16 protein-coding genes are annotated in these 23,908 nt (G+C 40.8%); 2 read left to right on the forward strand and 14 right to left on the reverse strand.

From position 1 onward, the window contains the following. Positions 1 to 258: 258 nt before the first annotated feature. Positions 259 to 2,703 (forward strand): GH36-type glycosyl hydrolase domain-containing protein, encoded by a 2,445-nt coding sequence (locus H8S51_RS15260; RefSeq protein WP_118209673.1) that lies wholly within the window; start codon positions 259 to 261, stop codon positions 2,701 to 2,703. Positions 2,704 to 2,775: 72 nt separating this feature from the next. Here H8S51_RS15260 and H8S51_RS15265 read toward each other — a convergent pair whose 3' ends face one another. Continuing rightward, positions 2,776 to 3,609 carry a helix-turn-helix transcriptional regulator gene (locus H8S51_RS15265; protein ID WP_241070761.1) on the reverse strand — a complete coding sequence of 278 codons (834 nt, stop codon included), beginning with the start codon at positions 3,607 to 3,609 and terminating at the stop codon, positions 2,776 to 2,778. A gap of 150 nt (positions 3,610 to 3,759) precedes the next feature. On the opposite strand from H8S51_RS15265, the gene H8S51_RS15270 reads away from it, so the two are divergent. Further along, positions 3,760 to 5,130, forward strand: a complete 1,371-nt coding sequence (locus H8S51_RS15270) for an MATE family efflux transporter (protein ID WP_118209675.1) — start codon at positions 3,760 to 3,762, stop codon at positions 5,128 to 5,130. Between the two features lie 66 nt (positions 5,131 to 5,196). Here the strand turns inward: H8S51_RS15270 and pyk are convergent, their stop codons facing one another. From pyk to H8S51_RS15335, 13 genes are all read right to left on the reverse strand, one after another. Beyond that, positions 5,197 to 6,975, reverse strand: a complete 1,779-nt coding sequence (gene pyk, locus H8S51_RS15275) for a pyruvate kinase (RefSeq protein WP_186900573.1) — start codon at positions 6,973 to 6,975, stop codon at positions 5,197 to 5,199. Between the two features lie 48 nt (positions 6,976 to 7,023). Beyond that, positions 7,024 to 7,956, reverse strand: a complete 933-nt coding sequence (gene arcC, locus H8S51_RS15280) for a carbamate kinase (RefSeq protein ID WP_117922457.1) — start codon at positions 7,954 to 7,956, stop codon at positions 7,024 to 7,026. Between the two features lie 257 nt (positions 7,957 to 8,213). After that, positions 8,214 to 8,846 (reverse strand): ribosome biogenesis GTP-binding protein YihA/YsxC, encoded by a 633-nt coding sequence (gene yihA, locus H8S51_RS15285; protein WP_118209677.1) that lies wholly within the window; start codon positions 8,844 to 8,846, stop codon positions 8,214 to 8,216. A gap of 76 nt (positions 8,847 to 8,922) precedes the next feature. Next, complete coding sequence (lon, locus tag H8S51_RS15290) at positions 8,923 to 11,247, reverse strand: endopeptidase La (RefSeq protein WP_330646657.1); 2,325 nt, start codon at positions 11,245 to 11,247, stop codon at positions 8,923 to 8,925. Continuing rightward, on the reverse strand, positions 11,240 to 12,511 hold the full coding sequence (clpX, locus tag H8S51_RS15295; protein ID WP_117922459.1) for an ATP-dependent Clp protease ATP-binding subunit ClpX: 1,272 nt from the start codon (positions 12,509 to 12,511) through the stop codon (positions 11,240 to 11,242). Before clpX ends, lon begins: the two co-directional genes overlap by 8 nt. 20 nt (positions 12,512 to 12,531) lie before the next feature. Continuing rightward, complete coding sequence (clpP, locus tag H8S51_RS15300; RefSeq protein WP_006858218.1) at positions 12,532 to 13,113, reverse strand: ATP-dependent Clp endopeptidase proteolytic subunit ClpP; 582 nt, start codon at positions 13,111 to 13,113, stop codon at positions 12,532 to 12,534. Positions 13,114 to 13,230: 117 nt separating this feature from the next. After that, entirely contained in the window at positions 13,231 to 14,574 is a 1,344-nt protein-coding gene (gene tig / locus H8S51_RS15305) for a trigger factor (RefSeq protein ID WP_186900574.1), read from the reverse strand. Positions 14,575 to 14,760: 186 nt separating this feature from the next. Further along, positions 14,761 to 15,234 carry an NUDIX hydrolase gene (locus tag H8S51_RS15310; protein WP_186900575.1) on the reverse strand — a complete coding sequence of 158 codons (474 nt, stop codon included), beginning with the start codon at positions 15,232 to 15,234 and terminating at the stop codon, positions 14,761 to 14,763. Positions 15,235 to 15,309: 75 nt separating this feature from the next. Continuing rightward, complete coding sequence (locus tag H8S51_RS15315) at positions 15,310 to 17,103, reverse strand: ABC transporter ATP-binding protein (protein ID WP_186900576.1); 1,794 nt, start codon at positions 17,101 to 17,103, stop codon at positions 15,310 to 15,312. Beyond that, positions 17,103 to 18,833: an ABC transporter ATP-binding protein gene (locus H8S51_RS15320; protein ID WP_186900577.1), complete on the reverse strand. Its 1,731-nt coding sequence runs from the start codon at positions 18,831 to 18,833 to the stop codon at positions 17,103 to 17,105. The genes H8S51_RS15315 and H8S51_RS15320 overlap by 1 nt, the downstream gene beginning before the upstream one ends. Positions 18,834 to 19,207: 374 nt before the next feature. Further along, on the reverse strand, positions 19,208 to 21,610 hold the full coding sequence (locus tag H8S51_RS15325) for an AAA family ATPase (RefSeq protein ID WP_186900578.1): 2,403 nt from the start codon (positions 21,608 to 21,610) through the stop codon (positions 19,208 to 19,210). Then, entirely contained in the window at positions 21,607 to 22,245 is a 639-nt protein-coding gene (locus tag H8S51_RS15330) for a hypothetical protein (RefSeq protein ID WP_006858223.1), read from the reverse strand. The genes H8S51_RS15325 and H8S51_RS15330 overlap by 4 nt, the downstream gene beginning before the upstream one ends. After that, complete coding sequence (locus H8S51_RS15335) at positions 22,242 to 23,807, reverse strand: hypothetical protein (RefSeq protein WP_186900579.1); 1,566 nt, start codon at positions 23,805 to 23,807, stop codon at positions 22,242 to 22,244. Before H8S51_RS15335 ends, H8S51_RS15330 begins: the two co-directional genes overlap by 4 nt. Positions 23,808 to 23,908 lie beyond the last annotated feature (101 nt).

Genomic DNA, 23,908 nt, shown 5'->3' on the forward strand with positions numbered 1-23,908 from the left:
TATCTGTAATCTTAGTACTTTGTATCTACTTCTTATACGTTTTCGTAAAATACTTTAATTATTCATCAAAAAATAGCCATTGTCGCTTTCATCCATAAAAGTATGTTTTTTTTGTCTAATCTGCTATATTTGCCTGTTTTTCAATGTTTTATATTGATTTTTATTCTTTCTGAATATATACTTTTTATTAAGAAATGAAAACTTAATCGTTTTCGAAACCGTTACTTATCAATATTTATGTATATGGAGGATTTTATTATGAAATTCGGTTATTTCGATGACGCCAACAAAGAATATGTCATCACATCCCCAAAAACACCACTGCCATGGATCAACTACCTTGGTTCCGAGAACTTCTTTTCCCTGATCTCAAACACCTGCGGCGGCTACAGTTTCTACAAAGATGCAAAGCTGCTTCGCCTGACCAGATATCGTTATAATAATGTACCGCTCGATTCTAACGGACATTACTACTATATTAAAGATGGCGATACGATCTGGAATCCAGGATGGATGCCGTCAAAGACGGAACTGGATGCCTATAGCTGCCGTCACGGCATGGGTTATTCCGTATTTAAAGGAAGTAAAAATAAACTGACTGCAGAACTTACCTCCTTTGTCCCGGTTGGTGAGACCTGTGAGGTCGGCAAACTTTCCCTTACGAACGAGTGTAATGAAACCCGTAATTTTTCCGTATTCTCTTACGTAGAGTTCTGTCTGTGGAATGCAATGGATGATATGACCAACTTCCAGCGTAACTTCTCCACCGGTGAGGTTGAGATCCATGGTTCCGCTCTTTACCATAAGACAGAATACAGAGAGCGTAGAAATCACTATGCTGTTTACGCTGTCAATGCCCCGATCGCAGGATTTGATACAGACCGCGATTCTTTCTTGGGTGCATATGGAGAAAATTCTGCTCCGGAAGTTGTCGTAAATGGAACTTCAAAAAATTCTGTTGCAAGCGGCTGGGCTCCGATCGGTTCCCATCACCTTAAAGTTTCTCTTGCTCCAGGTGAGACAAAAACCTATGTTTTTGTACTTGGCTATGTCGAAAATCCGGTAGAAGAAAAATGGGTAGGCCGTGCTGAAGACGGCATCATCAACCGCAAACGAGCTGACGAGCTTCTCTCACGCTTCGATACCGCAGAAAAAGCAGATGCAGCACTTGCTAAATTAAAAGATTACTGGAATGAACTGCTTTCTCATTTTACTGTTTCTTCCAGTGAAGAAAAATTAGACCGTATGGTTAACATCTGGCATCAGTATCAGTGTATGGTTACCTTCAATATGAGCCGTTCCGCTTCCTATTTTGAGTCCGGCATCGGCCGTGGCATGGGATTCCGTGATTCCTGCCAGGATCTTCTTGGTTTCGTACATCTGATCCCTGACCGCGCAAGAGAGCGTATCTTAGATATCGCTGCTACCCAGTTTGAAGACGGAAGTGCTTATCATCAGTATCAGCCGCTCACAAAAAAAGGTAACTCTGACATCGGAAGCGGATTTAACGATGATCCGTTATGGCTAATCGCCGGAACTGCCGCTTATATCAAAGAGACCGGGGATTATACAATTCTTGACGAAATGACGCCATATGACAGCGATGCTTCCAAAGCAACCACCTTCATGGAGCATTTACGCCGTTCCTTCCATTATACAATGGAGCACTTAGGGCCGCACAATCTGCCTCTGATCGGACGTGCTGACTGGAATGACTGTCTCAACTTAAACTGCTTCTCGACAGAACCTGGCGAATCATTCCAGACATTTGGTCCTTCTGAAGGTCCGAATGCAGAATCCGTATTTATCGCAGGTATGTTTGTCCGCTATGGAAAAGATTATGCTGCAATCTGCCGCCATCAGGGTATGACAGAAGAGGCCGAAATCGCAGGGAAAGCAATCGCAGAGATGGAGAAAACGGTTATGGATGCCGGCTGGGATGGCGAATGGTATCTGCGTGCTTATGACCATTACAAAAATAAGATCGGTTCAAAAGAATGTGAGGACGGCAAGATCTTTATCGAGCCGCAGGGATTCTGCGTTATGGCAGAGATCGGCTTAGAAGAAGGCTTCTGCTTAAAAGCAATGGAATCCGTTGAAAAATACTTAGACACCAAATATGGTATTGTGCTGTTACAGCCGCCTTATCACAGATATCATGTAGAACTTGGTGAGATTTCCTCTTATCCACCAGGATATAAAGAGAACGCCGGTATCTTCTGCCACAATAATCCATGGATCTCCATCGCAGAGACCGTAGTCGGCAGAGGCAACCGCGCATGGCAGGTATATACCAGAACCTGTCCTGCATATATTGAAGACATCAGTGAGATCCACCGCACAGAACCGTATGTATACTCACAGATGATCGCCGGAAAAGATGCACCGAACTTCGGTGAGGCAAAGAACAGCTGGCTGACAGGAACCGCCGCATGGACATTCCTTGATGTTTCCCAGTTTATCCTCGGTATCCGTCCGGATTATGACGGTCTGACTGTAGATCCTTGTATCCCATCTAAGTTAGATGGATTTACTGCAAAACGTGATTTCAGAGGTGTCAGCTACCATATCACAGTAAAGAATCCGGATCATGTTGAAAAAGGTGTTGTTTCCATGATCGTGGATGGACAGCCGGTAGAAGGAAATACCATTCCATTCTCCGCTGATAAAAAAGATGTAAATGTTGAAGTAACGATGGGTTAACCTCCCATACCTGTCTTTACCTATAAAAAAGGAGCCTTTGATAAATGAAGGCTTCTTTTTTATCCTATACCGTTAAAATATTTCATTTTGTCTGTATTTACGCGGCGAAACACCTTTTATCCTACGGAAAGAATCCCCAAAATAATTACTGTCATTAAATCCACATTCGAATGCTATATCCGTGATTGATTTATCTGTTTCCAATAACAGTCTGCTGGCATTTTGTATACGCAGGTTAATGATATATTCCTTAAAACCAAAACCTGTCGCTGTTTTAAATCTTTTGGACAAAAATGACTTGCTCATATGAAATTTCTCCGCCACATCTTCCAGTAAGATATTTTCCGTATAATGCTCAAATATATAGGTTGCAACCTCCTGAATCTTCCGGTTGTCTACATCCAGCTCTTTTATCACTGTTTCCTCATACTCCCTGCATCTTATGATAAACAGTAAGAGTTCCACAAGTCCTGCCCTGATAAACGCTGGTGACAATTCATCCAGCGTTTCATTTTCAAATATCAGCTTATCCAGAAGGGAAATCACATAATCCCTGCGTTTTTCCGGTACATTTATTACTCCCGGAACCATGCAGTTCTTAAGGTGTTCGTCTCCGATCTGTTCTCTGATTGAGTCTACAGCCTCATTTCGAAAACTGATCACAATCCTTTCATGAAGTCCTTTTCCGGTATATATGGTCTTATGCAGGCATCCACCCGGAACGATTACAAGATCCCCTTTTCCAAACTTGTATATATTATGATCGATAAAACTGGTACATTCTCCGTTTGACAGATAAAAGATCTCATGAAACGGATGTACATGTGGTTCACAGTTACTTTTACTTATCGTATTACTTTTTTTGATTTTTTTAATATCAAAATCTCTTGGCATATCCTGAAACATAAACTTCTCCATTTTCGTGCTTTTTTTCTGTATTTTTCTTTATTTTTTCTATTTTTTCATGGAATATACTGTTTTATTGTCATATTATGAACTACATAAATACATTTTGTCAACATGCTTTATTATTTTATAAAGCTCCAGGGAGGTTCTATGTCAAAACCAATATCTGAAAATAAAAGAAATATGATTTTAAACGGCAGTCTGTCACAGGCAATTCTTATGCTTGCCGTTCCGGTTATGATCAACAGTTTTATACAGTCAATGTACAATCTTACCGATACCTTCTGGTTAGGCAGGATCGGAACTGAAAATCAATCTGCCATAACGCTTGTATCACCATTCCAAAATATCCTTACCAGCTTTGGAAATGGTATCACAACCGCGGGTGCTATTCTGATATCACAATATCTTGGTGCCAGAAAAGATGAGCAGGCAGCCAAAATGGCAAATCATATATGCCTCATTTCTCTTGGTTTCTCGATTATCTGTGCACTACTGTGTTTTCTGATATCTCCATCACTGGTTACCTGGCTTGGTGCTGTTGGAAATGTGTATGTGTATGGTCTTACCTATTTAAGAATTGTTGTTCTCGATCTTCCATTTTTATTTATGATTAATTTATTTACGGCAGTGAAACAGGCACAGGGCGACACTGTAAAACCTATGCTTCTAAACCTGCTTGGTATCGTGATCAATCTCATATTAGATCCACTTTTCCTCATCGTATTTCACTGGGGGATCGGAGGCGCGGCATTTGCAACACTTACCGCAAAAATTCCATGTGCCCTGATTGGTTTTATCATACTTACAAAACCAGGGCAGTTGATAAGAATTTCTTTTAAGAATTTTGCATTTGACAAAAAAATGATAAGTTCCATTATAAAAATCGGTCTGCCAACTGCTATTGGCGGAAGTACCATGCAATTAGGAACTTTGCTCATGACAAGAAATGTAAATGTTTATGGCTATATTGCAACAAGTGCCTACGGTATTGGCAATAAGATCAATAGCCTTATTACAATGCCCGCAAGCGGTATTGGCTCTGCCGTATCCACTATCGTAGGACAGAATATTGGCGCCGGTAACAGGAAACGGGCGGATAAAGCATTTCATTATTCTCTTAGAATATGTGCCGTATTCCTTCTTATTTTGGGATTCATATTATCAAGACGCCCTGTTTCCCAGGCTATGGTATCATTTTTTTCATCCGATGCCAAAGTCATTCCTCTTGCAGCCGACTATCTGTCCATTATTGCTTTCTGGTGCTGGACAAATGCTTTTTATAATGTATCACAGGGATTATTTCAGGGATGTGGACATACATTCATAACAATGCTTGTAGACGCTTCAAGGATATGGATATTCCGTCTGCTGACTCTCTTTATATGCGCAAATATATTCCATCTGGGAGTAGCATCCATCTGGTACTCCGTTGTGATCAGTAACGGAACCTCTGCCCTGATCCTGTATATACTATACTGGACCGGTATATGGGAAAAAGGATATGCAGACCTTCGCTAAAGCCTTTCATATCCTTTTCTCATTCATTTTAATCTTCTATTTTCAGTTATCAAAATTTGTTGCAAATTAATTTGCTGTCACAAGTCCGTTCTCACAATCCAATTCTACATATGCACTGGATTTTAAGACATCAAGCGCATGTTTTGCACCGATCAGGACAGGAATATCAAGGCTTAATCCCGCAATCGCCGCATGGCAGTTTTCGCCGGATGCTTCCACGATCAGTCCGGATGCCTCACGCATCTGTGTCATCATTGCATTGCTGGTATCTTTTGCAACAATGATGTCCCCGACTTTAAAGTTTTTAAGATCTTCTTCATTGTGACAAACGCAGAGATTTGCAGAAATCTTCTGTGTTCCGATTCCTTGTCCCTCCACTAAGATATGTCCTGCCACCTGCACCTTGATCAGGTTGGTCGTACCGGATACACCAAGAGGAACTCCTGCGGTTAAGACAACAACATCTCCTTTGGAAATGATTCCTGCTGCTTCTGCTGCATCGACTGCATAGTCAAACAGTTCTTCTGCTTGTGTCTTTTCCTCGATCATAAGCGGGATCACACCCCAGGATAATGCAAGCTGGCGGTAAATCTTCTCTGTCAGACAGCCTCCGATGATCGGACAGTTCGGGCGATATTTGGAAACCATACGGGCAGTGCGTCCGGATTTTGTTACCGTGATGATCGCTGCTGCATTTAAATCACCTGCCATCGTACAGGTTGCATGGGAGATAGCATTGGTCACATCCGGGTTGCTCATAGTCTTACGCATTTTGAAACGCTGTAAGTAATTGATATCCTGCTCGGTACGGACTGCAATACGCACCATGGTCTTTAAAGCCTCGATCGGGTACATACCTGCAGCCGTCTCACCGGAAAGCATGATCGCACTGGTTCCATCATAGATCGCATTTGCAACGTCAGTTGCCTCTGCTCTGGTCGGACGCGGATGTTTCATCATAGAATCAAGCATCTGCGTTGCTGTGATAACTTTCTTACCTGCATCGTATACTTTTTTGATGATCATTTTCTGAATGACCGGTACATCCTCTAATGGTATCTCAACACCCATATCACCGCGGGCTACCATGATACCATCGGAAACGCGGATAATATCATCAATATTCTGTACACCCTGCATATTCTCAATCTTGGCAATGATATTGATATCTTCACCGCCTTTTTCTGCAAGGATCTTACGGATTGCAAGCACATCATCTGCTGTACGGACAAAAGATGCTGCAATAAAATCATAATCATGCTCTACTGCAAATACGATATCACCGTAATCTTTCTCACTGATATATGGCATGGACAGCTCTACATTCGGAACGTTCACACCTTTTCTGTTTGAGATCATACCGCCATTTAATACCTGGCAGATGATATCCTTTGGCTTTTTGCCATCTTTATCTGCTTTTGCACCAGATGTCACTTTGATTTCTTTGACTTCCATTCCGATCAGACCATCATCGATCAGAATACAGTCTCCCGGCTTTACATCCTCCGGCAGATTTTTATAGGTAATGGAAACGCGTGTCGCATCTCCCATAATCTCATCGGTTGTCAGAGTAAACGTCTGTCCATCCTTAAGTTCAACTTTTCCATCTGTAAAATCTTTCAGACGGATCTCCGGTCCTTTGGTGTCAAGCAATGCTGCGACTGGACGTTTTAATTCCTTACGAAGCTTCTGTAACATCTGAAGACGTCCTAACTGCTCCTCATGGTCACCATGAGAAAAATTAAAACGGGCAACATTCATTCCCTCTTCGATCAGGCGTTTTAATACACCCTCTTTATCTGTTGCAGGTCCTAAAGTACAAACAATTTTTGTTTTTCTAAACATCTTTTTTCCTCGTAAAAAAATATATTTTCAGCAATCGATTCTTTCTTATTATTTTGTGATCATCGTACCCGGTCCACCACTCACATAGGTGCCGTCTTTGTTCAGCTTTGTAATAAGTACGGAACGGATTGCGGAATCTCCAATAAAATCGATGGCAGCCTGAATCTTAGGCAGCATATCATCTTCTCCGAACTGGCCTTCTTCCATGTACCGTTTTGCTTCTGCAACCGTCATGGTGGAAAGTGCTTTTTCATTCTCTGTGCCATAATTCAGACATACGTTATCCACACTTGTTAAAATGACTAACATGTCAGCATCTAAAAGTTCTGCTAATTTTCCTGCTGCAAGGTCTTTCTCGATCACTGCGCTGGCACCTTTTAAATTATTATCCTGTGAAAGCACCGGAATACCGCCGCCGCCACATGCAACAACAACCTGATCTGCATCGGATAATGCACGGATCGCATCGATCTCAACGATATCCATTGGCTTTGGAGCCGCAACAATACGGCGGAAACCGCCTTCTACTGCAGTGACATGATTTCCTTTTTTCTCCTCTGCCTCAGCCTCTTCCTCTGTCATCACACGTCCGATCACCTTGCTTGGCTTATAAAAAGCCTCATCATACGGATCTACGACAACCTGCGTTAAAACTGTGGAAACCGTTTTATAAATTCCTTTATTGAGCAGTTCAGCACGGATAGCATTCTGTAAATCGTAACCGATGTATCCCTGACTCATTGCAGAACATACAGACATTGGCGTAGCGGTATACTCCGGATATAATCTGCAGAACTCATTCATTGCTGTATGGATCATACCAACCTGTGGTCCGTTACTGTGTGTAATGACTACCTGATAATCATCGCGGATAAAATCAGCAACCGCTTTTGCAGTGCGTTTTGTTGCCTCTTTCTGCTCCGGTAATGTGGTACCAAGTGCTTCATGACCAAGTGCTATTACGATTTTTTTCTTTTTCATGGCTATCCTCCGATACTGACTCTTCGTCATAGTGATTATTTTAGCATGAACCTTTTTCAGGCGCAATGTAAAAGGAGTTTGCTTCCTGTTAAGATTTTCTGCTTTTTGTAAAATTTATAGTTTCAGCATACCATATTCTTACATATTTTTAAATAAAAGAATATGCTCTTTGCGTACATTCTTTTATCCTGAACAATAGAATGCACGCTCTGCAAACATTCTATTGGCATGAATAAATGTATAACTCCGCGAACATTTTATTTTTCTTCCTGCGCTGCATTTTCATCCTGTAATGCATCTTCCTGCGGCAGCACGAATGAATCGATCAGCTCCCAGATCTCATCGCGTCCCTGCTTCGTCTCAGCGGAAAACGGAATGATCGTGGTGCCCGGCTGCACATTTAAGCCTTCGCGGATTGCTTTGACATTTTTCTGGATCTGGCTTCGTTTGATCTTATCGAGTTTGGTCGCAATAATGATCGGTGCAAATCCCTGATATACCATCCACTCATACATCATCCTGTCGTTTGCGGAGGGATCGTGGCGGATATCGATCAGGAGAAATACTGCTTTTAACTGTTTGGATGTGTGCAGATAATTCTCGATCATTTTTCCCCATTTAGCCTTAACTTCCTCGGATGCTTTTGCATAACCGTACCCTGGAAGATCCACAAGATACATGGCATCGTTGATATTGTAAAAGTTAATGGTCTGTGTTTTTCCCGGCTGGGCAGAAGTACGTGCTAACGCTTTACGGTTCATCAGCGCATTGATCAGGGATGATTTTCCAACGTTTGACTTTCCTGCAAAAGCCACTTCCGCATACGCGGTATCCGGCACTTTGCTGGTCACACCGCAGACAATTTCCAGATTTACATTTTTTATTACCATGTTATTCTCCTCATTGTTATCTTCATTCACTTGCTATGATTTCTAAAACTTTCTTTTCATTTGCCGGCAGAAAATCTTATTTTTGTTTTTTCACAAACGCCACTTCCAGTACATCCTGCATTTTTTCCACAAATACAAGTTCTAAGCCTTTTTTGATCTCCGCAGAAATTTCCTCTACGTCCTTCTCATTTTTCTTCGGAATGCAGATCGTTTTGATCCCGGCATTTTTTGCAGCAAGGATTTTTTCTTTTAATCCACCGATCGGGAGCACTCTTCCACGCAGTGTGATCTCACCTGTCATCGCAACATCCGCACGTACCGGAGTCTGTGTGATCGCGGAAAGCATTGCCGTTGCCATCGTGATACCTGCAGACGGCCCATCTTTTGGCACCGCGCCTTCCGGAATGTGGATATGGATATCATTTTCCTGGAAAAACTTTTTCGGGATGTGATATTCTTCCCCTACTGAACGGATATAGCTTAACCCCGCCTGCGCTGACTCTTTCATGACGTCTCCAAGCTGTCCGGTAAGCTGTACCTCACCTTTGCCCGGCATTACATTGACCTCGATCTCAAGTGTATCACCGCCAACGCTCGTCCAAGCCAGTCCGCGCACGATTCCAACCTCGTCCGTCTCGTTTTTCATATCAAATGTATATTTTTCTTTTCCAAGATATTTTTCCACATTCTGACCTGTAACTTTTACGCATTTTGCTTCAGATTCATATACTTCCCTTGCAGCTTTTCTTGCAATTTCAGACAGTCTGCGCTCTAAATTACGCACTCCTGCTTCCCTTGTATAACCGGAAATGATCTTTTGCAGCGCACGGTCACTGATCTTTAACTGTTCCGGCTTTAAACCGTTTTTCTCTTTTACTTTCGGCAGCAAATGCTCTTTTGCAATATGGAACTTCTCATTTTCCGTATAACTGCTCACCTCGATCAGTTCCATACGGTCAAGCAGCGGACGCGGGATATCCTGTACAGAGTTCGCTGTTGCGATAAAAAGCACCTCAGACAGATCGACCGGAACTTCGATATAATGATCGCGGAACTTACAGTTCTGCTCTGCATCAAGCACCTCAAGCATAGCGGATGCGGTATCCCCCTTATAATCACTGCTCATCTTATCGATCTCATCAAGCAGCATCAGAGGATTTTTCACGCCCGCACTGCGCAGTCCGTTTACGATACGTCCCGGCATCGCACCAACATAAGTTTTTCTGTGTCCGCGGATCTCAGCCTCATCACGCACACCGCCCAAACTGATGCGCACATATTTTTTATCAAGTGCGCGTGCCACTGACCTTGCAATACTTGTCTTACCGGTACCAGGCGGCCCGACTAAACATACAATTGGGCTCTCTCCTTTTTTTGTCAGATTACGGACGGCAAGGAACTCTAACATACGCTCTTTTACTTTTTCAAGACCATAATGATCTTCATTTAAAATGCGCTCTGCATTTTTCAGATCCTTGTTATCATGTGATGCCTTATTCCATGGGAGTTCTAACATGGTCTCGATATAGCCGCGGCTGACCGCACTCTCCGAAGAACTTCCACTGATATTTTTAAAACGGAGGATCTCTTTTTTGATCTTCTCTTTGACCTCTTTATCTGCCTTTAATTTTTTTAACTGCTCTAAATAGGCATCCGCGTCAGACTCCGTGTTATCCTCACCAAGTTCTTCCCTTATCAGTTTCATCTGCTCACGCAGAATGTATTCCTTCTGATTCTTGTCAACACGCTTTTTTACTTTTGCCTGAAATTCATTTTTAATGGCAATGATCTCAATTTCTTTTAAAAGAAGCGCCATCAAAACTTCATAGCGCTCTGTCAGAGAAACTGCTTCTAATATTTCCTGCTTCTGTTCATAATAAAAAGGAAGATTATTGGCGATCAGATCCATAATCTTTGGCAGATTCTCTTCTTCTCTGACCTGTCTGCGCAATTCACCGCTGACACGCTGGTTGACAGACACATATTTTTCAAATGTGTCCTGCACACTGCGCACCATAGCCGTTTTTGCCTCATCTGACAACCCTTCATCGACTTCCTCACACCGCACGAGTTCAACCTCTAAAAAGTCCGTTTGAGAAACAAAAGCGGACAATTGTGCCCGCTCTGTTCCTTCGACTAAAACTCTTACGATGTTATTTTGTAATTTTATAACCTGCTTGACCTCTGCTATGATACCGATCTGATACAGATCTTCGATGCCAGGCTCTTCCTGCTCCACATCACGCTGTGCAACCAGAAAAATCTTCTGCTCATCCATCATGCTTTGCTCTACCGCATGGATCGACTTATCACGGCTCACATCAAAATGGGCGATCATCCCCGGAAGGATGACCATTCCGCGAAGTGCCACCGCAGGCATTTTCATCGTATTATTATCCAACCTGTTTTTCCTCTATCTTTTCAAGTTCACGTTCTTCGATCGCAAGCTGCTCTTCTACCATATCTTTCGTGATCTGGCACTGTGTAATGGATTCATCCGATGGGATATGATACATCAGATCTAACGTAACAGCCTCCATGATCGCACGAAGTCCCCGTGCTCCTGTTTTACGTTCTAACGCTTTATCTGCAATCGCCTCAAGTGCTTCTTTATCAAAGTTAAGAGCCACACCATCTAACTCAAACAGCTTCTGATACTGCTTGGTAAGTGCATTTTTCGGCTCCTGTAAAATACGGATGAGTGCATCTCTGTCAAGCATATCTAAAGATACGGTTACCGGCACACGTCCGATAAACTCAGGGATCAGTCCGAATTTTACAAAATCCTGTGGCAATGCATGTTTTAACACATCACCAATGTTATATTCTCTCCTGTCACGGATATCCGCATTAAATCCGATCGTCTTCTGATCCATTCTGGTCTCAATGATCTTTTCAAGTCCATCAAATGCACCACCACAGATAAATAAGATATTCGTTGTATCGATCTGGATCAGTTCCTGCTGTGGATGCTTTCTTCCACCCTGCGGCGGAACAGATGCAACTGTTCCCTCTAAGATCTTTAACAGTGCCTGCTGTACACCCTCACCGGATACATCTCTGGTGATGGAAACATTTTCTGATTTTTTGGAGATCTTATCGATCTCATCGATATAGATAATTCCGCGTTGTGCACGCTCGATGTTATAGTCTGCTGCCTGAATGATCTTTAAAAGGATATTTTCAACATCCTCTCCGACATATCCGGCTTCCGTCAGTGTGGTCGCATCTGCAATCGCAAACGGAACATTTAAAACTCTTGCTAATGTCTGGGCAAGTAATGTTTTTCCGGAACCGGTCGGTCCTAACATCAGAATGTTGCTCTTCTGAAGTTCGACACCGAGGTCATCCCCTGCCATGATTCTTTTATAATGATTATAAACAGCCACAGACAGCACTTTTTTTGCCTGATCCTGTCCAATGACATAATCATCCAAAAATGCCTTAAGTTCTTCCGGTTTTAACAGATTGATCTCATCTTCCGGCTCAGCCACTTCTCCTGCTGCTTCATCATTTTCTAATTCTTCATCGATAATTTCAGCACAGATATCCACACACTCGTCACAGATATATGCACCGTTTGGTCCTGCAATCAGCTTGCGAACCTGATCCTGCGTTTTCCCGCAAAAGGAACAACGGAACTTATCGTCATTTCTTCCTGCCATAATTGCTGTTTCTCCGTATTCTATCGATTTGTGATGACATCATCAATCAGACCATATGCCTTTGCTTCTTCCGCTGACATATAGTAATCACGCTCTGTATCTGCTGCGATCACATCATATGGTTTTCCGGTATTTGCAGCAAGAATCTCATTCAAACGTTTTTTCGTCTTTAAGATATTCTCTGCTGCGATCTGGATCTCTGTAGCCTGACCTTTTGCTCCGCCGGATGGCTGATGGATCATGATCTCCGCATTCGGAAGTGCAAGTCTCTTTCCCTTGGTACCTCCGGAAAGTAAAAATGCTCCCATACTTGCTGCAAGTCCGATACAGATTGTGGATACATCACATTTGATGTACTGCATTGTATCATAAATTGCAAGTCCTGCTGTTACCATTCCACCTGGGGAATTGATATATAACTGGATATCTTTTCCAGGATCTTCTGACTCTAAGAAAAGCAACTGTGCTACAGTCAAACTTGCTGTTGTCTCATTCACTTCTTCTCCGAGGAAAATGATTCTGTCTTTTAATAAACGGGAGTAAATATCGTAATTACGCTCTCCTCTGCTGGTCTGCTCAATGACGTAAGGTACTAAACTCATTTTGTTTTCCTCCAATCCATATTGTTTATAAAAATTTAATTATTGCTTATATGCTTAAACAGACCGGCCCGAATGAGCCAGTCTGTTGTATGTTGTCCGCTTTCGACGAAGCCTCTCTTATTCTTCTGCGTTCTCTTCAGCGTCCGCTTCTTTATCTTTCTTTGTCTTAGCCTTTGCTCTCTCTTTTACGTTTTCCATAACAAGGTCAACTGCTTTTGTTACGGAAATATCTCTCTTCATGGATTCTTTCTCAGCGTCGCCCATGTACTCTTTGAGCTTGTCTGCTTCCATGCCGTAAGCCTTTGCCATCTTCTCGATCTCAGCGTCGATCTCTTCTTCGCTTACTTCGATGTTCTCGTCTTTTGCGATCTGCTCTAATACAAGGCTGCTCTTAATACGTGTCTCAGCTTCCGGACGAACCTGCTCTTCTAATTTGTCTAATGTGAGACCGGAGAACTGCATGTACTGCTCCATGGAAAGTCCGCTCTGGGCAAGTCTCTGGGCAAATTCGTTTACCATGTTCTCGCACTGGGTTTTGATCATTGCTTCCGGAATCTCCATTGTAGATTTGTCAATGATCTTCTGGATTGCCTCATCCTCTTTGGTGCGTTTTGCTTCGTCCTCTTTCTGAACCTCTAAGTGTTTCTTTAAGTCCTCTTTGTACTCTTCTAATGTATTGAACTCAGAAACATCCTGTGCAAACTCATCGTTTAACTCCGGAAGTTCTTTTGTTTTTACTTCGTGGATCTTAACTTTGAATAATGCCGGCTTGCCTGCTAATTCTGCTGCCTGGTATTTCTCCGGGAATGTAACGTTTACATCTACTTCATCTCCGGCGTTCTTTCCTACTAACTGATCTTCGAATGTATCGATGAAAGAGTGGGAACCGATCTCAAGCGGATGATTCTCGCCTTTGCCGCCCTCAAATGCAACGCCATCAACGAATCCTTCGAAATCAATCACTGCTGTATCTCCCTCAGCAATCGGTCTGTCTGTTACAGTAACAGTTCTGGAGTTCTTCTGTCTCTCTTTTTCAAGCTCTGCTGCAACTTCCTCATCAGATACTGTTGTATCGATCTTTGTTACCTGTACGCCTTTGTATTTGCCAAGTTTTACTTCCGGTCTTACAGCAACTTCTGCTGTGAAGATGAAAGGTTTGCCAGCTTCGATCTGTACCACTTCGATAGTCGGTCTTGAAACAACATCTGCGCCGCTCTCTTCTACTGCCTGTGCGTAATTCTCCTGAATCAGAGTATTAGCAGCCTCCTCATAGAATACGCCTGCTCCGTACATTTTCTCGATCATCTTTCTCGGCACTTTACCTTTACGGAAACCAGGAATGCTGATCTTTCCTTTCTCTTTCATATATGCAGCCTGGATCGCATCCTCTACCTTCTCTGCTGCAACTTCAATTGTGAGTTTTGCCATGTTCTTTTCTAAATTTTCCACCTGTACACTCATTATTACTCATTTCCTCCTTCAAACTTTATATGAATACTTGATGTACTTTTTTCCGTTCATTTCAATCTATGTTCCTGTCGAGCACCCCCGTTTTTCAAGGGTTTCGCCTGTCTTTCGGAAAAAAGGGCGTACTACGACTATCACAGTCATTTTAGGATTATAACACACTGTGTGGGAAAATTCCAGTTATTTTTGAATTTTTCCGGCAATGATGAGTTTTTTATCGACCAGCGTATCGCCTTCGTATACCAGTTTCAGCGAAAAATATTCCTCACACTCATCCAAAAGCCGCAAGAATATTTTGTCACCTTCCCACAGTTTCAGGTCTTTGATCTTCTTTTTCGAAACCCAGACAAGTTCTCCCTCGTCGCAGTCAGTCATCTCCCCGGTAAACTGGTCTGCCGTAAATAAGTGCATATATTCAGTGCCCCACTCATTGGAAATAAAGGTAATGACGCCACGCGGGCGGTAAGATGTCAGGGTGAGACCTGTCTCTTCCTTTACCTCCCGCAGCATACATTCTTCTGGCATTTCCCCCGCTTCAAACTTGCCGCCGACACCGATCCACTTGTCATGGTTTAGGTCGTTTTCCTTTTTTACCCGGTGCAGCATCAGATAACAGTCATCTTTTTCGATATAACAAAGTGTGGTTAAAAACATCGCATCCTCCTGTAGAAATTTTCTGTTTCGTTTTTGCTACCGTTCACACGTACTGTGTGAGCAGCAAATATTTTTTTACTCCTGCAGACCTGCAAACTGCGCCATATAAAGTTTATAATAAGCGCCCTTTTTCTCCATCAGCTCTGCCGGACTTCCCTGTTCTAAAATACCTCCCTGGTCGATCACAAAAATGCGGTTCGCATTCTGAATCGTGGAGAGTCTGTGTGCGATCACAAAACTGGTTCTGCCGGAAAGCAGCGCCTCGATTCCCTGCTGCACTAAAAGTTCTGTATGTGTATCAATGCTGGATGTTGCCTCATCTAAAATGAGGATTTTCGGCATGGAAATCATCGTTCTCGCAAATGCGATGAGCTGTCTTTGTCCGATGGAAAGTCCTGCCCCATGTTCTTTTAATTCCGTGTCATAACCTTTTTCCATTTTCATAATGAAATCATGCGCATTGACTGCCTTTGCAGCCGCAATCATTTCTTCATCTGTCGCATCTAATTTTCCATATAAAATGTTGTCACGGACTGTTCCATGAAAGATAAAATTATCCTGCGTCATAACACCCATCTGACGCCTTAAGCTCTCAATGGAAACCTTTGTCAGATCGTAACCATCCACTAAAATTTTGCCGTCTTCAATGTCATAAAAACGGCTGATCAGATTAACGATCGTTGTTTTTCCTGCTCCGGTCGGTCCTACCAGTGCGATCGTCTCACCCGGTTTTACAGAAAAACTGACATCGGAAAGTACCTTTGTCTCCGCCGGTGTTCCCTTATCATAAGTAAAACTTACATGTGAAAATTCAACACTTCCCTCTATATCCGGCAGTTCCGTCACATCCTTTGCGTCCACAATGTCAGCGTCGGTATCTAAGATATCAAAAATACGCTCTGCCGCCGTAAGATTTGTGACAAGATTGTTATAAAAATTGCTCAAGTTCATGATCGGGTTCCAGAACATATTGATATAAGTTCCGAATGCAACCAGAAGTCCGACCGATACTTTTTCAAATCCCAGAAAACGGATGCCGACCAGATAAAGCATCATCGCACCAAATCCCCAGCAGAAATCAATGACCGGGCCAAACATGTCAGCGTAAGTTACCGCATCCACAAATGATCTCTGATGTTCGTCCGTCAGTCCTTCAAAAATCTCCTGTGTCTCATCTTCTGCCGCAAAACTCTGAACCACATTCATTCCGGCAATATCCTCATGCACATAAGCATTTAAGTTTGATGCCTTTTTCCGGAAAATCTGCCAGCGTTTGTGGGATGCCGTCTGTACAAACCAGATTCCCGCAATCATAAGCGGGATCGTAGAGAGTGATGCAAGCGCAAGCCGCCAGTCTTTTACCAGCATGATCACGACAACCCCGACTACCGTCACAAATTCCGGCACCATCGTCGTGACCACATTGACCAGCACATCTTTTAAAGAATTGACATCCCCGATGATACGCGCAAGGATTTTTCCGGTCGGTCTGCTGTCAAAAAATGAAAATGACAGCGTCTGAATGTGCTCATACAGATCCTGACGGATTTTCAGTAAAATCTTGTTGGAAATCACCGCCATCGCATACATCCGGAGTTTTACCATCACAATAAAGATCAGGTTTAACACGAGTGCAAAAATTCCAAGTCCAATCAGCCCATGCAGATCGGACTGCGCAATATAGTGATCGATCGCTTCCTCGATCAAGAGCGGGTTTACCAGTGAAATCGCCACCGTAACCCCCATACAGAATAACACGGCAATAATCGTGCCTTTATATGCAAGCAGATAGGAAAACAGCCGCCGCATAATCTTTTTCTTGTCGGTATTTTCCATAAATTCATCTTCACGATATGAATTGACTGCCATTACATCGCCTCCCCTCCTAAGAACGTGCCGTACTGTGCCATGTAAGTCTCATAATAAAGACCGCGCTTTGCAAGCAGTTCCTGATGCGTTCCGCGCTCCGCAATCTCTCCGTCTTTCAGATAGATGATCTCATCTGCATGACAGACCGCAGAAATACGGTGCGCAATGATCATTTTCGTTGTATCTTTTAATTCATTTAATGTTTTCTGGATCTCATGCTCCGTCTCCATATCCAGCGCAGACGTAGAATCGTCTAAAATCAGGATTGGCGCATGTTTTGCGATCGCACGCGCAATACTGATACGCTGCTTTTGTCCGCCGGAAAGCCCGACACCACGCTCACCGATGACCGTTGCATACTGTTCATCCATTTTTTCAATGAAATCTTTTGCCTGTGCACAGTCTGCCGCCTTACGTATCTCATCAACCTGCATCACCTTGCGCTGCCCCATCTTAATATTTTCCTCGATTGTATCCGAAAATAAAAATACATCCTGCAGTACAACCGAAATACTGCTGCGAAGCTGTTTTAACGAAAGTTTCCGCACATCCGTACCATCCACTTTAACTGCGCCGTCTGTCACATCATAAAAACGCTGCAACAGGTTGACGATCGATGATTTTCCGGAACCGGTAGCACCCATGATCCCGATCGTTTCTCCTGCTGGAACTATAAAATTGATATCGGAAAGAATATCTCTTCCTTCGATGGAAAATGAAACATGTTCGAAAGAAATATCCCCTTTGACCGGTTTTAATACGACAGGCTGCTCTCCGTCTTTGATCATGGCTGTCTCCCCGTAAATCTTTTTGATCTTCTTGTAAGAAGCAACGGCAGAGGACAGATCATTGGTCAGCCAGCCTAACATTTCCATCGGCCAGGTGCAGTTCCTGCTGTACTCTACAAATGCAACAAGTGCCCCAAGTGTCATATTTCCATGCATCACGGAAATACCGCCCAGGATCGTCATTGCAACCGGCAACGCTTTTCCCACGAACTGGAAATACGGATAATATTTTACCAGCACCTTTGACTGGCTTATATTCAAGTCATAGTAACGTTTGTTATGTGACAAAAATTTTTCAATCTCAAATTTTTCCCTGGCAAATGCCTTTACGGTACGCACACCTGCAAGATTTTCCTCCGCAACCGTGGTCAGCACCGCATTTTCCTCACTGATATCCTCGTAAATTTTATCCAGTTTCCGCTCCATGATGATCGCGATCGCGCCGCAGGAGATCATCGTCACAAGCGGTATCAGCGCCAGTTTCCAGTTCAGATGGAACATACAGTAGAGCACCATGCTCACATGGATGACGACCTCGATCGTCAACATGCCGACATATCCCATCGCATTCCAGATCTTGTCGACATCATCCTTGACTCTCGCCATCAGCTCTCCGGTATTCGTATTATCAAAATAATTCATCGACAACGTCTGAATGTGCCGGAACAGATCCTTACGGATCTGTGCACCGATCTTTGAACTTAAGACATCAAATGAAAATTCTTTGCAGTATCCAAAGATGCATCGTCCGACTCCGACTGCAACGATTCCCACCAAAAGACCAGTGAGCAGTTCCATTTTTCCGCCGGTAATAACTTCATCCACGATCCTCTGTGTGATCTGAGGGTAAACCATATCCAGTCCGGTCGCTATAATCATGGAACATATTGCGAACAAATACCCATACCAGTAATGTCCGATATATGTATGTAACTTTTTCATAAATTCTTGTGATTCCTCCTTACTTTCCCCTCTTACATTCCCCGGTCTCTGACATATTTTTGTACCGTGACGCACCACTCTGACAGCCGCCTGCACGCTTCACAAGCAGCCCCCTTAGCACAAAAAAATCCCGCAGTGTCATATCTCACCACGGGAAGTATGTCAAAAAACATTCTATTTACTTTTGCATGAATTTATGCCAGCGTAACAGAATTAACCGAGGTAATTGTATGATGATTATGCAGTTCGTTCATTGTAACATTCGTTAATCTAATCATTACTTTTACCTCTCTTTCTTTTGGATTTTAGATTACTTTGCTAAGTATACGCTTGAGGCGGGTGGGTTGTCAAGAGGGCTGTGGAAGGAATTATGTTTATCCGGCAAACTCCTCTATTCCAATTCTTTTATATACTATCCCACAATTTTCCATTTTATATTCAATCAAATTCTGGATTTTTTCATTACATGTTACAAAAAAAATCTGATGCATTGGTCTATCAGATCTCATCAGCTGATATTTAATAAGATCTAAGAAAGCAAGCATATTGATATCATCCATACAACTTGTAATATCATCAATAAAATAAACTGGAAATTTCTCACTCCCCTGCAATCTGAAAATATTTCCGAAAAAATATGAGAGCATAAACACACTCAGTTGTCCATCACTAAACATGTTGATCAACGGTTTATTACTTTCATCAAGTATAGCCATTTTTTCGCCCTTTTCTCTCTGCATCTGAATCTTTTCAATCTGTACATCTCGTGAGAGTTTACAAAATAATTTGTATAAATAGGTTCCAACCTGCTCAAATTCTTCCTGCTTCATCTTATCCATTTGTTCAACGATATTTTGTCTACGTTTTTTAACATTTTTCTGAAGGTCTTTATAATTATCAATTTCTTCTTGAATTGCCTTCTTCTTTTCATCCAAAGCTTTCTGATCATTACTGTTTTTCGTATATTCCATATTATCAAGGAAACTTTTTACAGAACTGATTTTTTTATTCAAAAGTTCCTCATTATATGTAATTCCATCTGGCGCATATACAGATTTTGTTTTAAAACTATTCAACCGGCTTTCATCAGTCATTCCCTGAATCGTTTCATTTACCATCACAGATATCCGGTTGATTTCTGTCTCTATTGCAATTTTTTCGTCAGAGCTTAAAATTTTACTTTCATCAAATGCAATAGCAGCAACAATATTTTCTTGTAATAACATATTTTCCAATGCAAATTTTTCAGCATCTTCCTTCTGCAGCTTATCTAAAACCGTGAAATATTCTTTTGAAGCATTATACAGATTTGTCACCAAATCAAGCTCTTTCTTAGCCTTATCTCTTGCTTCTTCCAGTGCCATATTTGCTGTTTTCAATCGTTTTTCCAAAATATCATTTTCCTGTTTTTTTATACCATCTAACTCTTTCTTTTTTGTTTCAATTAAATCTCTATGTTCTATCTGATAGCTCTGTGCCTGTTTTGTAATATCATCTTCTGCAATTTGATCAAATTTTTCAGACCCACATACTGGACACAACACAATTTCTTCCGGATTTTTCTGTTTCATTTTCAAACGATAATTGATCAATCCAACTTTTTTTGTGGTAAGCGTTGTAAGAATGTCTAATATTTCATCTCCCCTGCTCAGGATCTGAATCTCATTATTTATTTTCTCTTTCGTTTTCTTTAATTCTTTTAAGTTTTCTTCTGTTTCCTCCCAAAACTCTTTATTAAATTTTTTATTCTCTATCTGAAATAACATCTGGCGATTTCCTTCTAAATTCACCACTGTTAATTCTTTCTTCTGGTATTTTTCGAAATCAGCTTCGGCTTTTTTTAAAACGTCATCCTGATATACTTTCTTCTCTGCAGCCTGTCTGATTTCTTTTTCATGTATCGTAAATTCACTTTTTAATTTCTCAAGTTCATTTTTTTGCTTTTCTGCATTCATCCCTGCAATTTTCCACTCAAGCAAATGCACTCCTCTTTGATATCCGCATGCATACAAATTTCTTAGTCGTTCCTGCAGCTGCTCTGTTGTCATTTTTACAATATCCGTATTTTCATTTTCAAATAATTTTTCCTTTTCGTATGGCAGGATCTCTGGAACATTTTCGAAGTCTTTCAGTTTGTCTCTCAGTCTTTGAACCGATTCTTCCGTTCTTTGTTTCTCGCCTTCTTTTTCTTCAATACGGAAACCAAGATCCTGTTCAAATATATTAAGATTATCTACCACATTCTGCACGTCTGTATAGTCTGAAGCAAAATCCGAAAACTCAGCATCTATATTTCCTCTGGTCTTACTTAAAAAACGATATGTTTTCTGCATATCACAGAAATGATACTTATAAAAATTCTTAACATCTATCAATTTTCTCAGTTCTTCTTCCGCCTGCTCCCCTGTAAAATCATTTATCTTTATTTCGCCTGTATCATCTAACGTATCCTTGTCCTGCTCACGATGAATGGTATACTCTTCATTTTCCGCAGTAATCAGCATTTCTACTATTGTTTTTTCATCAGGATAATTCTTATTTTTTAAAATTGCTCCTGCGTTCTGTTTTCTCTCTGTTACATTTGTATTGCGGTCATTGTATCCTTCATGCAGTCTTTTTATATCACCTGTCATGCACCACTCAATCGCATCAATAACTGATGTTTTGCCCTTACCATTTGGAGCTGTCAGCATAACAAATGGTTTTCCTTCAAACTCAAATATTTTTTCTTCGCTGAACCCACGAAAATTGATAATTTTTATTTTTTTAATATTCATTCTGACATCATCCATCCTTTCACAAGTTCTAATTCTTCGTCTGTATAACTTAGCCGCTCCTCTTTCGTTTTCACACTGCGTCCATCGATCTTTTTACGCTTTTCATATAAAAAAGATAGCGTTTTTTTATCCGGCAATATTTTCATTAACTCATCATCCTGGTCCAATTTAATTTCCATTGTCTCAAACTCATCATATAAAAAAGGTAACCGAACCTTCTCATTTTCTTCTAATTCACCATTTTCATCACACTTTAAAAATATTTTTCTGGAAATATCAACTGATTTTTCCAAATCCTTATTTTGTAGTTTTTCTCTGTGTAATATGATTTGTGTGATGTTATATTTTATTTTTTCTATCCATGCATGATCGGTTCCGTAATCTTCACCAAAATTAATAAAAGCTAATATTTTAGCATCCCATTTATCGGATAACTTTTTTGCATCCATATCTGGTTCCATCTGTAGTATTATAAATAATTCATCTTCCTTTTCGCTTAAATACACCTGTTGTAATTCATCTGGTTTCTTACCATCTTCATAAAACATTTCCATTAATATCTTTTCATTTTCATTTTTATCTTCTGATATCAACGATTTATATTTATACTTTTCAAAACAAGACTGCCAATTCATTCTTTTTTCTCCTTTAGCTTTACACACTTATGATCAAAAATACACTCGTTACATTTTTCGATTTTATTCCACCCATCCATGTCAACATCAATACATTCCATACACTCGATTTCAAATTTATTTGGATCAGTTGCGGTAACTTCATATCCTTCTTTATCTAAATTTTTTATATCTGATATATTCATCGTATATAAATATTTACCTCTATATCCGGCTTCCATATACCACTTTTGAGGTTGAAATTCTTTCATACGACCAAATATAGCAGTCATTTTAGTTTTAGTTGAACCGCCTAATATATTAGCTAATATAACTCCATCTACAACATTATCCCCTGGGAATTTTAAACTGATATAATTCTTTTCATAACTATTTATATAGGTTTGAGGCATTAATCTTTTTCTTTGTTCATCCGTAGTCTCTATTTCTTGACTTAATATCTCAAAATTTATATCTATCATTATTTTCCATAAATATTTCAAAAAATCATTTATACTATCATAATGCTCACATATTATCTCGCGACGCCTTGTTATAGGCATTTCACAAAAATTTTCAAGCTTACTTTGATTTTGCGAGCTCACAGTATTCAACAGTTGCCTTTGTCCCTGTACATTACTCCCAAGTTCAAATAACCACTGTGCTGTATAATCTCTGATGCACTCCAACATATCACTCACTTTTTCATCTACAAGATCACTTCCATTTTGAATTTGTTCCCAACACTCAATGACTATTAAACGTAAATAAGCTCCTATTGTTTCTTCTGTTTCCGTACACATCTTTTGTCTCAGATATTCAATAAATTCTGTTCGCTTACACTTTCTTTTTTCAAAATTTTCCTCTCCCTCCATAGATTCATCGTATCTTTTTTGAATATACTGGATTGCCAATCCCAACAAAATCAGCTTTCTTTTTTCTCCTTCAATTACACATCCATCAATCTGAATTGTACTTAACTGATCACCTATATCTTTTCGATACTGTTCTATCTCTTTATATTCTGGATCAATTTTATATGCCTCCAAAAATTTACGCATTGATTCATTATAAGCAAATTTTTCAAATAGTTTTGTCGCTGCATCATTCTTTTTTGGGGAATACACATTATCCTCTAACCATTTCTCAGGATTCTCTATGTCCGCCGGCTTTTCTTCTCTATTTACATTTATATAATCCTCTCCTTGTAGAATTGACAATGCCGGTTTTGTTATATTATTTAAACTATATACTGCCAAGACAGGAATCACTTTCTCTGTATATTTTTTGACTTCCAACCTTAAATACTGATAATACAAATCACGAATAATATCTTTATGTTTCCCCTTAATGTCCCCTTTCGGATAATACTTTGCCTGAATAACATATGCTGTTTTATCCTCTGTATACACAAAGACATCCTCGATATACTCGGGTATAACATATACCGTTTTTTCATCCAGCAACTTACTAATCGCAACTAAATCCTGAAACAAAAAACCTCTGATTTTGCTGCTTGCATCACGATTTTCTTCTCCATGATACATTTCTTTTATAATTTGATTGTTCTTACGATCTTCCATCTTATTACCCTTCGCCTACTGAATCTCATTATTTCATCTGTAATTGTAGTTAAACATATTATACTCCTAAACCTTTTTATCTACAAGTTACATTTTAACTA

This window comes from Roseburia rectibacter (genome assembly GCF_014287515.2).
GTDB lineage: Bacteria > Bacillota > Clostridia > Lachnospirales > Lachnospiraceae > Roseburia > Roseburia rectibacter.

Bases quoted from the DNA above. Each gene is read 5' to 3' on its own strand.
- H8S51_RS15260 (WP_118209673.1), top strand. From the start codon at position 259: ATGAAATTCGGTTATTTCGATGACGCCAACAAAGAATATGTCATCACA.
- H8S51_RS15265 (WP_241070761.1), bottom strand. From the start codon at position 3,609: ATGTTTCAGGATATGCCAAGAGATTTTGATATTAAAAAAATCAAAAAA.
- H8S51_RS15270 (WP_118209675.1), top strand. From the start codon at position 3,760: ATGTCAAAACCAATATCTGAAAATAAAAGAAATATGATTTTAAACGGC.
- pyk (WP_186900573.1), bottom strand. From the start codon at position 6,975: ATGTTTAGAAAAACAAAAATTGTTTGTACTTTAGGACCTGCAACAGAT.
- arcC (WP_117922457.1), bottom strand. From the start codon at position 7,956: ATGAAAAAGAAAAAAATCGTAATAGCACTTGGTCATGAAGCACTTGGT.
- yihA (WP_118209677.1), bottom strand. From the start codon at position 8,846: ATGGTAATAAAAAATGTAAATCTGGAAATTGTCTGCGGTGTGACCAGC.
- clpX (WP_117922459.1), bottom strand. From the start codon at position 12,511: ATGGCAGGAAGAAATGACGATAAGTTCCGTTGTTCCTTTTGCGGGAAA.
- clpP (WP_006858218.1), bottom strand. From the start codon at position 13,113: ATGAGTTTAGTACCTTACGTCATTGAGCAGACCAGCAGAGGAGAGCGT.
- tig (WP_186900574.1), bottom strand. From the start codon at position 14,574: ATGAGTGTACAGGTGGAAAATTTAGAAAAGAACATGGCAAAACTCACA.
- H8S51_RS15310 (WP_186900575.1), bottom strand. From the start codon at position 15,234: ATGTTTTTAACCACACTTTGTTATATCGAAAAAGATGACTGTTATCTG.
- H8S51_RS15315 (WP_186900576.1), bottom strand. From the start codon at position 17,103: ATGGCAGTCAATTCATATCGTGAAGATGAATTTATGGAAAATACCGAC.
- H8S51_RS15320 (WP_186900577.1), bottom strand. From the start codon at position 18,833: ATGAAAAAGTTACATACATATATCGGACATTACTGGTATGGGTATTTG.
- H8S51_RS15325 (WP_186900578.1), bottom strand. From the start codon at position 21,610: ATGAATATTAAAAAAATAAAAATTATCAATTTTCGTGGGTTCAGCGAA.
- H8S51_RS15330 (WP_006858223.1), bottom strand. From the start codon at position 22,245: ATGAATTGGCAGTCTTGTTTTGAAAAGTATAAATATAAATCGTTGATA.
- H8S51_RS15335 (WP_186900579.1), bottom strand. From the start codon at position 23,807: ATGGAAGATCGTAAGAACAATCAAATTATAAAAGAAATGTATCATGGA.